This window comes from Serratia nematodiphila DZ0503SBS1 (genome assembly GCF_000738675.1).
Lineage (GTDB): Bacteria > Pseudomonadota > Gammaproteobacteria > Enterobacterales > Enterobacteriaceae > Serratia > Serratia nematodiphila.
Window position 1 is genome coordinate 3739637 of the sequence record NZ_JPUX01000001.1, and the last position, 12666, is coordinate 3752302.

At 59.9% G+C, this 12666-nt stretch carries 11 protein-coding genes; 4 read left to right on the plus strand and 7 right to left on the minus strand.

Annotated elements, in window-relative coordinates:
* Window positions 1-11: 11 nt before the first annotated feature.
* Window positions 12-1298: a glycoside hydrolase family 10-like protein gene (locus JL05_RS17200; RefSeq protein ID WP_033633141.1), complete on the minus strand. Its 1287-nt coding sequence runs from the start codon at window positions 1296-1298 to the stop codon at window positions 12-14.
* 126 nt (window positions 1299-1424) lie between these two features.
* Window positions 1425-3221 carry a glycoside hydrolase family 3 protein gene (locus JL05_RS17205; protein WP_033633143.1) on the minus strand — a complete coding sequence of 599 codons (1797 nt, stop codon included), beginning with the start codon at window positions 3219-3221 and terminating at the stop codon, window positions 1425-1427.
* Between the two features lie 332 nt (window positions 3222-3553).
* Here JL05_RS17205 and tus point away from each other — a divergent pair, with 332 nt between their 5' ends.
* On the plus strand, window positions 3554-4492 hold the full coding sequence (gene tus, locus JL05_RS17210) for a DNA replication terminus site-binding protein (protein ID WP_033633145.1): 939 nt from the start codon (window positions 3554-3556) through the stop codon (window positions 4490-4492).
* Here the strand turns inward: tus and JL05_RS17215 are convergent.
* The 3 genes from JL05_RS17215 to JL05_RS17225 all read right to left on the minus strand — a co-directional run bounded on the left by JL05_RS17215 (window position 4482) and on the right by JL05_RS17225 (window position 6525).
* Window positions 4482-4850, minus strand: coding sequence for a VOC family protein (locus JL05_RS17215; protein ID WP_033633146.1), 369 nt, complete (start codon window positions 4848-4850; stop codon window positions 4482-4484). The genes tus and JL05_RS17215 overlap by 11 nt on opposite strands.
* A gap of 90 nt (window positions 4851-4940) precedes the next feature.
* The gene (locus JL05_RS17220; protein WP_033633148.1) at window positions 4941-5630 is read right to left on the minus strand and encodes a helix-turn-helix transcriptional regulator; all 690 of its coding nucleotides are present in this window, start codon (window positions 5628-5630) and stop codon (window positions 4941-4943) included.
* A gap of 1 nt (window position 5631) precedes the next feature.
* Window positions 5632-6525: a LysR family transcriptional regulator gene (locus JL05_RS17225; protein ID WP_033633149.1), complete on the minus strand. Its 894-nt coding sequence runs from the start codon at window positions 6523-6525 to the stop codon at window positions 5632-5634.
* 103 nt (window positions 6526-6628) lie between these two features.
* Here JL05_RS17225 and JL05_RS17230 point away from each other — a divergent pair, with 103 nt between their 5' ends.
* Window positions 6629-7294, plus strand: a complete 666-nt coding sequence (locus JL05_RS17230) for a peroxiredoxin-like family protein (RefSeq protein WP_033633150.1) — start codon at window positions 6629-6631, stop codon at window positions 7292-7294.
* 41 nt (window positions 7295-7335) lie between these two features.
* On the opposite strand, the gene fumC is transcribed toward JL05_RS17230, so the two are convergent.
* Complete coding sequence (fumC, locus tag JL05_RS17235; RefSeq protein WP_004938497.1) at window positions 7336-8733, minus strand: class II fumarate hydratase; 1398 nt, start codon at window positions 8731-8733, stop codon at window positions 7336-7338.
* A gap of 230 nt (window positions 8734-8963) precedes the next feature.
* A complete protein-coding gene (locus JL05_RS17240) occupies window positions 8964-9296 on the minus strand; it encodes a hypothetical protein (protein ID WP_033633151.1) in 333 nt (110 codons plus the stop codon).
* 478 nt (window positions 9297-9774) lie between these two features.
* Here JL05_RS17240 and manA point away from each other — a divergent pair, with 478 nt between their 5' ends.
* On the plus strand, window positions 9775-10953 hold the full coding sequence (gene manA / locus JL05_RS17245) for a mannose-6-phosphate isomerase (protein WP_033633152.1): 1179 nt from the start codon (window positions 9775-9777) through the stop codon (window positions 10951-10953).
* 140 nt (window positions 10954-11093) lie between these two features.
* A complete protein-coding gene (locus JL05_RS17250) occupies window positions 11094-12626 on the plus strand; it encodes a YdgA family protein (RefSeq protein WP_033633153.1) in 1533 nt (510 codons plus the stop codon).
* Window positions 12627-12666: the final 40 nt, after the last annotated feature.

The following is a 12666-nucleotide window of genomic DNA, read 5'->3' on the forward strand; positions in this document are numbered from 1 at the left end:
AGAGCCCGTGATTATTGACCGGGTTTCCAGCGAGTTTGCAGGTACTCCACCGCCTTGTCCGTTTGCGGCTCGGTCAGATAACGTTGCCGGAACAGGATGGTTCCCCCCATCCCCGGCAGGCTCTCGTTGAGATCCAACTGCCTTTTCAGCTCGGGGACGCCGCCGTCGACGGTCCAGGCCGGCTCGCTGGCCGATGGCGTGCCCACTTTATACAGCGCCACCCCGGCATAGAGCCGAACCGGCGTGTCTTTCACCACCTCGGCCCACCAGTTGGCCAGCACGTCGTAGCGAACAATTTCACGATCGAAAGGCCAGTACAGCTGCGGCGCGATATAGTCGAGCAGCCCCAGTTTGACCCACTGGCGCGTATCGGCATAGGCCGTATCGTACGACGGCGCGCCGGCCCGCGTCGCCGAGCCGGCAGGATCGTCCGCTTTGTTTCGCCATACGCCCGCCGGGCTGACGCCAAACGCGACCGCGGGCTTCAGTGCTTTGACGGTGGCGGAAACCTGTTTTATCAATTGCAGCGTGTTGTCTCTTCGCCAGTCGGCCTTGTCTGCAAACCCTTTGCCGTATGCGCGATACGTCTTTTCATCATCCAGCGGCGATTGCGGCGTTTCGTAATAGAAATAATCGTCAAACTGAATGCCGTCGACATCATAGTTTTTGACGACTTCAGCCACCACGCCGGTGATCCAGTTGCGCACCTCGGGCAGGCCGGGGTCGAGCACGAAGCGATCGCTGGCGGTGCGTATCCAGTCGGGATGCAGCGCATAGACGCTGGCCGGCGGCGACTGCAGCGTATGATTGAGTGCATCAATCGTTTGCTGTCGGGTATTCATGGAAACCCGATAAGGGTTCAGCCAGGCATGCACTTTGATGCCGCGTCGGTGCGCTTCTGTCAGCATAAAGGCCAGCGGATCATAACCCGGATCCTGGCCCACGGTGCCGGTCAATACCTCCGACCAGGGCAAGATGTCAGAACGCCACAGGGCCGTGCCGTCCGGTTTAACCTGAAAATACACCGTGTTAATCCCGGTTTTCACCATGTCGTCCAGCGCGTCCGTCAGCCCCTGCTGCTGCAGACGCACCCGCTCTTGCGTGGATTCCGCTTTCAGCGAGGCCGCCGGCGGCCAGTCCAAGCCAATGACCGTAGCCAGCCAGATGCCCCGCATCGGCGTTGCCGGCGGTACAGGCTGCGGAGGCTTTTCCGGCTCAGGGGGTTTGGCGCATCCGCTCACGCCCAGCATGGCGGCCATCAACAGCCATCCGCCTAGTTTTGTTGCGCCTGTCGGCATAAATGTTCTCCTTCCGTGAGTGACGGTTATCCCATCTCGCGGCGTGCGGAGCAAGAAACCGCCCGCTTTATCAACGCCATCCAGCGACCGGCGCCGCCCTTTCTGGCGACGCCGGTACTTATCCCATCACCAGCTCAGCCCAGTCCCGCGAGGGAACGCCACCTTGCCGGTATTGGTTTGCTCATCGTAGTCATGCCAGGTATTAACCGGCAGTTTTCCGTGCGGTTTGATTTTCCCCGTCAGCACCTGCGCCAGCGATATCATCGAAGGGCCACGCCATACGCCGCTGTCATACCCGTAGTAAGAATAGGTGGCGACAGCCGCATCCACGTCTGCGGCATAGTTCACGATATCGTAAGGCGCGCGCAATGAGAGGTGAACGCTTTTTTTCCCCTGCTCGGCGGCGTATTTCAGCCAGCCCGGGTAAGGGCTGCTGTCATTACCCGATCCGGTGGCGGCGGTCACGACGCCATCCTGCTCGGCAGGCGTAAAGCGGGTTGAGAGGGTTCCAAGCAAGAACACGTCGCAGCCGGCAATATGTTCCCTGACCTGGGCGTCGCTCAGTTCCGTTTCCTTCGCGGCCACGACGTTCTGATAGCCCTCCTGCGCCATCACGTTCGCAATGCCTTTGGCCTGCTCGCCCCACGGAGTCAGAATAAAGTAGCGCAGCGCTTTGTCCTTTAACGGCAGCAGGCATTGACGGTTGATAACCACGGTAATGGAACGATCGGCAATCCGTTTCTCCAGCTGATGCGCGGAGGACGAAACGTCGTGGGAACAGGGTTTATCGCTATGGCCCATCAGGTGATGGCGCAATTTGAGGCGCAAAATGCGCTCGACAGAGGCATCAATATCGGCCTCGCTGAGATGCCCGGTTTTCACCCGCTGCGCAATGTAGCGGATAAGCTCGGGCAGCAGGCTCGCCTGCGCCGGCGAAGCGATGCTGACAGGCATCAGAGCAATATCCACCCCGGCGGTAAAGACGTTTTCAGCCGCCGCTTGCTGGCTGAAATGCTCGGCAATCGCGCCCATATCCAGCGCGTCTGAAATCGTTACGCCGGCATAACCCAGCTCATTGCGCAGGATCTGGGTCTGGATTTCGCGCGACATGGTGGCCGGCACCGTGATTTTTTCACCGTTGCGGGTGTCGAGCTGGCTGTTATCCAGTGCAGGGTACTGAATATGCGCAGTCATGACCATGTCCGGCGCCGCGCAGCGATCGATGGCCTGTTTATAAGGGGCGATATCAATGGCAAAAGCTTCTTCCCGCGTACGATCGACGCGCGGCAAACCGGTATGCGAGTCGGTGGAGGTGCTGCCATGGCCGGGAAAGTGTTTGTACGCGGTGATCAGCCCCTGCTGTTTCATGCCCGCCACCATTTTCTCGGCCAGGCGGGAAACGGCGCTCTTATCATCGCTGAAGGCGCGAACGTTAATCACCGGGTTGAACGGGTTGGTGTTGACGTCCACGACCGGGGCAAAGTTGGTATTGATATGCAACGCGCGCATATCCTGGGCCATCAGTTTGCCCTGTTCAACGGCGAGCTGTTTATCCGCAACGCCCTCGATCGCCGCCGCCAGCGCCATATTGCCGGGGAATGAGGCGTAGTCGCCGCGCGGCAGCCGGAAAACGTTACCGCCTTCGTTATCCGTGCCAATAAACAAACGAACGCCCGCGTGGGTTTTCAGCGCGGCATACCAGGCCGTCAACGTTTTGATCTGCTGCTTGTCTTTCAGATTATTGGCAAACAGGATCACCCCACCGATGTGGTTATCGGTGATCAGCTTGCCAATGGCTGCATCGGGAACGGTCATATCCTGATTGCTGCTACCGTTCTGATCCCAGTAGCGAAAATCCAGCATGATTTTTTGCCCGATCTTCTCTTCCAGCGTCATGTTTTTGACTTTCTGTTTAATATCCACAGTAAACCTCCGTTTAAAGCACCCGTTAATGACAGAAGAAAAGATAACCCGAGGGGCTCATAGCGTCCTGCCATTCTGTTTGTTCCAGCAATTGGACAACGGCAAACGGAAAATGGATTAAACAGAAGACAAACGAACAGGAGAAAATCCATCAATGAATCAAAACACTATGTATAGCGGGTGTATTGTGTGCCCTGCTGCCAAAAGCCGTTATGGCGTATTTTCTGCTGGTAAGCCGGGTGGCCAGTGAAGCCGCTCCCTCTTCGTTTGCCGATGTTGCCCCCAGTCGGCCACTCTTCTATAGTATGTTGTAACTAATATGGGAGTGTGCGATGAGCAGATACGATGTGATTGGCCGAATGAACGCCTGCTTTGCCGAGCTGGAGCAGGCGCTCGGCGCATTGCAGCAGCAGATCGCCCCGCTGCGGTTGCTGGCGGCGCGGGTGTTCAGCCTGCCGGAGGTTGAAAAAGGCCAGGAACATCAGGCCATTTCGCATATCGCGGTCGAGCAGCATGTGGGGCAAGCGGCGCGCGATCTGGCGCTGGAGCATTATCAACGGTTGTTCATCCACCATAACCGGGAGAATGTCAGCAGCAAGGCCGCCGTGCGCCTGCCCGGCGTCATCTGTCTGGCAGTGGAGCAACCGGAATATCAGACGTTGCAAATGCAGCTGGCGCTGATCAACCGCCTGAAGGGTGAACTGGAACAGATTATCACCGTCGATTCCGGCCTGGCGCCGGAGCAGCGTTTCGAGTTCGTGCACACCCATCTGCACGGGCTGATTACCCTCAGCGCCTATCGCACCCTCACCGCCCTGACCAATCCCGACTCGGTGCGCTTCGGCTGGGCCAACAAGCACATCATCAAAAACGTCAAGCGGGACGACATTCTGGCGCAGCTGGAGAAAAGCCTGAAAGCCGGCCGCGCGGTGCCGCCGCACAGCCGTGAACAGTGGGCCGCCCTGGTCAGCCGCGAAATAGACGACGTCAGCCGGCTGCCGCAGCAGGCGACGCTGAAGATCAAACGGCCGGTAAAAGTGCAGCCGATCGCCCGGGTGTGGTATCAGCAGCAGCAAAAACAGGTGCAGCACCCCTGCCCGCTGCCGCTGATCGCCCTGTGTCAGGTTGAAAGCGGCGCCGCGGTGCCGAAGATCGGCGAACTGCTCAACTACGACGCCGAGGCGGTGAAACACCGTTACAAACCCGACGCCAGGCCGCTGCGGCTGCTGGTGCCGCGTCTGCACCTGTACACCGACGACGCTACTCGCTGAGAGCATACACCCGCAGGCGATGGCCGTCCGGATCTCGCGCCACGAAGGTGTAACCGAACTCCATCTCGGTCGGCGTTTGCTCGATAGTCAGCCCAAGCTCACGCCACTGGTTATAGCGCGCCTCCACCTCTTGCGGATCCAGGCATAAAAAGCCCAGTTCACCGCCGCCGCCGGTCAGCGTGGCGGCGGGTTTTACCCCCTGTTTGGCCCACATCCCCAGCTTGAAGCCGTTGTTGAGCACGAACAGGGCAAAGCCGGGTGAAAGCTCCACCGGCGCCTGCCCCAGCAGGCGTTGATAAAAGGCGGCGCTGTTGAGCGGGTTGTCGACATAAAGCAGGGTCATGCAGGGAAGAGTCATTGGTCTGTCCTTTGGGTGATGGGAACCGGCCGGTTCCCGATAGGCACAGACTAAGGCGCGCGACTGACAGTTTATGGCAGCAGCGTGCCGCTATTGCTCCGCAATGCCCTCGCTGAGGCGCCACTCTTGCAGCAGCCGCCGCCGGCCACGCGGATAGCGCTGTTCAAGCGGCGTAGCGGCCTGAATGCGATCGAGACGAAAATGGCGAAAGGCCTGACGCAGCTCGCACCAGGCGACCAACATCTGAAACTGATCGAAAAAACCCAGCGCAAAGGGCCACAGCAGGCGTTCGCTGCGCCGCCCCGCCAGATCGAGGTAGTCGATATGCAGTTTGCGCTCGCAGCGGATGGTGTCTCGGATCAGCACCCGCATCTCATCCGCCACCGGCGGCGCCTGAACCGGCGCGATAAGCAGCGTATTGGCCTCCAGCTCCTCCCGCAGCGCCGGCGGCAACACCGCGGCGATCTTGGCCAGCGCCTGACCCGCCGCGCTCGCCAGTTGGCTGTCGCCGCGGCGGCTGACCCAGCGCATCCCCAGCACCAGCGCTTCTGTCTCCGCCGGCGAGAACATCAGCGGCGGCAGCATAAAGCCGGGGCGCAGCACATAGCCGACGCCCGCCTCACCGGCGATTTCCGCCCCCTGCTGCTGCAGCGTGGCGATATCGCGGTACAGGGTGCGCATGCTGATGCCCAGCGTCTGCGCCAGCGCATGGCCCGCCACCGGATAACGGTGGTTGCGCAGCAGCTGCATCAGATCGAGTAAACGTTGTGCGCGCGACATATCACGGCTCCCTGCATAGCGCGGTTTGGACAAAATCGGCAAAGGCCCGCGCCTTGGCCGAAACGAAATGGCCGCCGGGGAACACCGCCCACAGCGCCAGCGGCGGCAGTTGCCAGTCCGCTAATACCGCGATCGCCGCCCCGCTTTGCAGCTCGCTGCGAAACAGGCCTTCGCTGGCGACGGTGGCGCCAAAGCCCGCCAGCACCAGCTCGCGTACGCACTCCGCCGCGTTAACCCGCATGCGCCCCGGCAGCCGCAGCGCGCGCTGTTCCCCTTCGCGGCTGAAGCGCCACAGTTCACAGCCGCCGCCACGGCGATGGTAAATCACCATCTCGTGCTGCAACAGATCTTCCGGCCGCTGCGGCATACCGGCAGCGGCAAAATAGCCGGGCGTGCCGATCACGCATTGCTTTACCTCACCCAGCTTGCGGGCGGTAAAACCGGAATCCTCCAACTCGCCAACACACAGGGCAATATCGATGCCTTCTTCAATCAGCGACAGATTGCCGTCATCCAGCAGCAGATCAACATGCAACCGTGGATTGGCGCGCATAAACGCCGTCAAATCAGGCAAGGGAACGATGCGGGCAAACACCGCCGCCGAAGCGACCCGCAACCGGCCGCTCAGTGTCTCGCCGGCGCTCTGCACCAGCGCTTCCGTCTCCGCCAGCTCGTTCAGGATGCGCCGGGTGCGTTGATACAGCTGCTGTCCCGCATCCGTCGGCTGCAGGCCGTGGGTCGAGCGCAGCATCAGGCGCGTGCCGAGCTGCTGTTCCAGCCGCGCCACCGCTTTTGAGACCGCCGGCTGCCCCACGTGCAGCCGCCGCGCCGCCGCGGTAAAGGAGCCGCTCTCGTAAACGCAGGCATAGGTTTCGTAATCGGCAAATTTACCCATGACATTCCTTACTGGAATAACGGTTAGCATTTATTGCAGTCTACACGCGCTATTTCGGAATGGGCAAGATGAGCGCTCCCCCTCATTCCTGTCAGGAGAACGCATGACACTGCAAGACAAACTCGATGCCTTCAAAGCGGCATTCGAAGCCGACCAACTGCCGTTCAAACTCGCGGCGCAAGATCACGCGCTGATGCGTGAGGCGATCCAGGCGCAGATCGCGTCGGGCATGGCCGAACGCGCCCTGAAGGTCGGCGACGCCGCGCCCGGCTTTACTCTGTCGGACAGCGAAAACCGACCATGCTCTTCCACGGCGCTGTTGGCAAAAGGGCCGCTGGTCGTCAGTTTCTATCGCGGGATCTGGTGCCCTTACTGTACGCTCGATCTGCAGGTGCTGCAGGCCGCACTCCCCGCCATCACGCAGTACGGCGCGCAGCTGTTGGCCGTTTCGCCGCAGAGCGCGGTGCATAACCGCAAGGCCGCGCGCGATCACGATCTCACCTTCCCGTTGCTCAGCGATACAGGCAACCGTCTGGCGGCCCAGTTCGGCCTGCGTTACCGCCTGCCGGACACGCTGATCGCCCTGTATCAACAGCGGCTCGGCCTCGATCTGGCGCAGTTCAACCAGGATGACAGCTGGACGCTGCCGCTGCCGGCGCGATTCGTCATCGCCCGCGATGGCCGTATTGTCTACGCCGAAGCGCACGCCGATTACACCCAGCGGCCGGAGCCGCAGGCGCTGTTATCGGTGCTAGAGATGTTGGCTTGAAAAGACGGGGCGCAACCGCGCCCCATTTAGGCATGACGTCATTATTTCTGCATGCTGCCGACCATCGCTTCCGGCCGCACCCACTCGTCGAACTGCGCTTCGGTCAGGTAGCCGAGCTTCAGCGCCGCGGCTTTCAGCGTCAGCCCTTCCTTGTGCGCTTTCTTGGCGATTTCCGCCGCCTTGTCATAACCGATATGGGTATTGAGCGCCGTCACCAGCATCAGCGATTCGTTCAGCAATTGGGAGATGCGATCGCGGTTCGGTTCAATTCCCACCGCGCAGTGCTCGTTAAAGCCCTGCATGCCGTCGGCCAGCAGGCGAATCGACTGCAGGTAGTTGTGGATCACCATCGGGCGGAACACGTTCAACTCGAAGTTGCCGGAAGCGCCGCCGATGTTCACCGCCACGTCGTTACCCAGCACCTGAGCGCACAGCATGGTCATCGCTTCGCACTGGGTCGGGTTGACCTTGCCCGGCATGATGGAGCTGCCCGGCTCGTTCTCCGGGATCGAAATCTCACCAATGCCGCAGCGCGGGCCGGACGCCAGCCAACGCACGTCGTTGGCGATCTTCATCAGCGAAGCCGCCAGCCCTTTCAGCGCGCCATGCCCTTGCACCAGCGCATCGCAGGTCGCCAGCGCTTCGAACTTGTTCGGCGCCGTGACGAACGGCTGATGGGTCAATTCCGCCAGCGCTTTAGCGACGCGCACCGCGTACTCCGGATGGGTGTTCAGGCCGGTGCCGACCGCCGTGCCGCCCAGCGCCAGCTCGGCAATGTGCGGGATACTGTCCTCGATGTGTTTCAGATTGTGCGCCAGCATCGCCGCCCAACCGGATATCTCCTGCCCCAGGGTCAGCGGCGTGGCGTCCTGCAGATGGGTGCGGCCGATTTTGACGATATCGCGGTAGGCTTCGGCCTTGTCGCTCAGCGTCTTGTGCAGCACTTTCAGCTCGGGGATCAAGTGTTCACGCAGCGCAATCACCGCCGCCACGTGCATCGCGGTGGGAAACACATCGTTGGAGCTCTGGCTTTTATTGACGTCGTCGTTCGGGTGCACCTTGCGCTCTTCACCGCGCACGCCGCCCAGCAGCTCGCTGGCGCGGTTGGCCAACACTTCGTTCATGTTCATGTTGGTCTGGGTGCCGGAGCCGGTTTGCCAGATTGACAACGGGAACTGGTCGGCATGGCTGTCCGCCAGCACTTCGTCGGCGGCATTGATGATAGCGGCGCCCCGCTCGGCCGGCAGCAGCCCCAGATCCACGTTCACCTGCGCGGCGGCGCGCTTGGTCAACGCCAGCGCGTGGATCAGCGCGGTCGGCATTTTTTCGGAGGAAATACGGAAATGCGCCAACGAACGCTGGGTTTGCGCGCCCCACAGCTTGTCGGCCGGTACTTCGATGGGGCCCATAGAGTCTTTTTCGATACGAACGCCTGCCATCACGATCTCCTTAGCATAATTCCTAAAATTGTAGGGTTAGGCCGACGCGCTCCCCCTCGTCGGCATGCACTCCCAGTATAGTGACATAATAACTATTCGCATTAAGAGAGTTATCTCACAGCACGTTTCATCTCTTTTACCCATTAACGACGCGGTTATTTTCCGCCGGTTAACCCGCGGTGAAATAAACGGCCGGGAATGAGCCTGGAGAATAAAAATCTGGATAACCATTAACGCGGATGACGCGCATTAAAATTATTGATGCGCTGCGCCTGTAAATGATTGAGCTCATCGATCCGTTGCTGCTGCAGATGATTGATCTCGTTGTAGGCGTCCTGCCGTTCATGATGCCGATACGCCCCGGTCGCCACCGCACCGGCGGTGAGTGCCAGCGGATGCGCCACAGGCGCGATCGCGGCGGGAACCGCGACCGGCGCGGGTGCAACGACGATCGGCGCCGGCGCGATCACCACGGCGCGCGGCGCCACGTAGGGATAGGCGACAATCACCGCCGCCTGTGCTGCGCCGGTGCAAAACCCCAACAGCAACAACAGTGTTTTCATGCAACAGACCTCTTGTTTCGTTAAATCGACGTGTTAGCCGTTACGGTAAATGGGTCTGACGCCCAGGTTTAAGCTCAGCGTGTGATAGCCCGGTGCAGCGCGAGAATAATAATAAGGGAATGGCTCAGACGGTAAAAAATAAATTCAGCCGACATAGTTTGACATGCTGAAAAAATAAATAATGACGTAGAATGACCAGGCTAACGGCAATAATCCCCGTTGGGCCACATAATAATCGATCGGCGGGTTTTCCGGGCCGCCTTGAGACCTGCGCGCCAATTGAGACCCCGATCGTTATCACGTTATACTTTGGCCCCATTGCCGGGCGCGACGTTATCCGGCGTTTTTTTGATCGCGCCCATGATTTTTCCTGCCGACGCGGGCGTAGGATAGCTGTCGGCACAGATTTAGTTAACCGTATAAAATTAGTAAGTTATTGTCATCCAGTGCGACAATGACGTTAAGGACGTTTATCGACATGCAAAAAATGACCAACGCGGTACAGAATTACGCCTGGGGCAGCCACGATGCGCTGACCCGTCTTTACGGCATCGCCAACCCGGATAATCAGCCGATGGCCGAACTGTGGATGGGCGCCCATCCCAAAAGCCCTTCCCGCGTGCCGGGCGCCGACGGCGAACTGCGTTCGCTGCGCGAGTTGATCGATGAAGACCAGCCAAAACAGCTGGGCGCCAACGTCGCCAGCCGTTTTGGCGAGCTGCCGTTCCTGTTTAAAGTGCTCTGCGCCGATCAGCCACTGTCGATCCAGGTTCACCCAAGTAAAGCGGCTGCCGAGGTCGGCTTCGCGAAAGAAAATGCCGCCGGCATCCCGCTGAGCGCCGCCGAACGCAACTATAAAGATCCCAACCACAAACCCGAGCTGGTGTTCGCCCTGACGCCGTTCCTGGCGATGAACGGCTTCCGCGAACTGGCCGATATCGTTTCCCTGTTGCAACCGATCGCGGGCGCGCACCACGACATCGCCGCCTTCCTGCAACAGCCGGACACCGCGCACCTCGCGACCCTGTTCGCCAGCCTGTTGACGATGAGTGGCGAACAAAAAGCGCTGGCGCTCGGCGTGCTGAAAGCCGCGCTCAACAACCAGCAGGGGGAACCCTGGGATACCGTGCGCTTTATCGCCGGCTTCTATCCGGACGACAGCGGTCTGTTCTCACCGCTGCTGCTGAACGTGGTGCAGCTCGCGCCGGGCGAGGCGATGTTCCTGTATGCCGAAACGCCGCACGCCTACCTGAAAGGCGTAGCGCTGGAGGTGATGGCCAACTCGGATAACGTGCTGCGCGCGGGCCTGACGCCGAAATTCATCGACGTGCCCGAGCTGCTGGCCAACCTGCAGTTCCGCCCGCAACCGGCTTCCGGCCTGCTGACCCAACCGGAGCAACGCGGCAACGAGCTGTTCTTCCCGATCCCGGTGGAGGATTTCGCCTTCTCACTGCACGATTTGACCGCCGCACCACAGGCGCTGGCACAGCGAAGCGCCGCCATCGTGTTCTGCGTCGCCGGCGAAGCGACGCTGGAGAAATCCGGGCAACGCCTGACGCTCAAACCGGGCGAATCCTGCTTTATCGGGGCGTTCGAATCCCCAGTCAACGTCAGCGGCAGCGGCCGCATCGCCCGTGTTTATAACCAGCTGGCCTAACCGTTGATAAATTTCAGCAAATTGCTTGCTGAAAGCGAGAGCTACCCCCACAATTAAACGCCTGCGGGCGTTTTTTATCGGCCCCTATTTGCCCCTCCCATGCAACGGAGGGTGATAAGAAAAAAGGATGAAACAGAGCTATGAAAAAATCGTTAGTCGCTGTCAGCGTCATTGTCGTTCTTGGCGCAGCATGGACCGGGGCATCCTGGTACACCGGGAAACAGATCGAGCAGCACATGGGCGAAGTCGTCGACAACGCCAATGGCCAACTGAAAGCCTACCTGCCGAAAGCCGGCGTCAAGCTGAGCTATGAAAATTACCAGCGCGGCCTGTTCAGCAGTAAAGTGCGTTATGTGCTGCGTTCCGACGGCACGGATACCAGCGAAAACGCGGCGCTGAAAGCCGGTGAAGAAGTGGCGTTCCTGGAAACCATCGATCACGGTCCGTTCCCGTTCGCGCAGCTGAAAAAATTCAACCTGCTGCCGAGCATGGCGTCAGTGCATACCGAGCTGGAAAACACCCCGGCGGTGAAAGGCCTGTTTGAAACCACCAAAGGCAAATCGCTGTTTACCGCCGATTCGCGCATCTCGTACAGCGGCGATACCGCGTCCACCATCGACTTTATCCCACTGGACTACCAGAAGGATAAATCTTCGCTGAAATTCAGCGGCGCCACCATTGACGCCGATGTGTCCCGCGATCTGAAAAAATTCGCGCTGGACGCCAATAGCGACACTATCGTGTTCGCCAGCCCGAACGAATTCGGCCAAAACGAGCAGATCACCTTCCAGGGCTTCAACCTGAAAGGCAACAGCAACGAAAGCAAGTTCGGCGTGAAGCTCGGCGATCAGACGATGACGCTGAAGCAGTTCAAACTGACGATCGACGGTAAAGATACCGTGGCGTTGGACGGTTTCAATCTGGTGAGCAAGTTTGGCGAGCAAGGCAGCAGCAATATCGGCGGCCAGATCGACTACACCATGGACGCGCTCAAGGTGCAGGGCAACGACTTCGGTGCCGGTAAACTGACGCTGAAAATCGACAACGTCGACGGCAAGGCGCTGAAAGACTTCTCCGACAGCTACAACCGCCAAACCATGGCGCTGCTGCAGCAGGGCGAGAACCTGGATCCGGACGTCTACGAACAGCAGACCTCCGAGATGCTGCAAAAGAACCTGCCGATGCTGCTGAAAGGCAACCCGAGCCTCAGCATCGCCCCGCTGAGCTGGAAAAACAGCAAGGGTGAGAGCGTCTTCACGCTGGATCTGGCGATGACCGATCCGAGCAAGGCCGCCTCCCCGGCACAGTCGCCGGATCAGCTGATCGCTCAGGCGGTTAAAAAGCTGGATATCAACCTGACCATTCCGGAAGCGATGGCTACCGAAGTGACCGCGAAGACCGCCTTGTTGCAGGGCTATAATGCGGAAGACGCGCAGAAACTGGCGCAGCAGCAAGTGCAGGGCCTGGCGGCCATGGGTCAGATGTTCAAGCTGACCACCCAGAAAGACGGCGTGATCGCGAGCAAGTTCCACTACGCTGACAATCAGGTTGACCTGAACGGCAACAAGATGTCGCTGCAGGAGTTCATCGGCCAGTTCGCCATGCTGGGCGCCCCGGCGGAAGACGCTGAACCGGCTCAGGAAGCGGAACCCGCTCCGGTACCGGCGCAGTAATCGCCTGAAAACCTAACAAGGGCCCCCTGCGGGGCCCTTT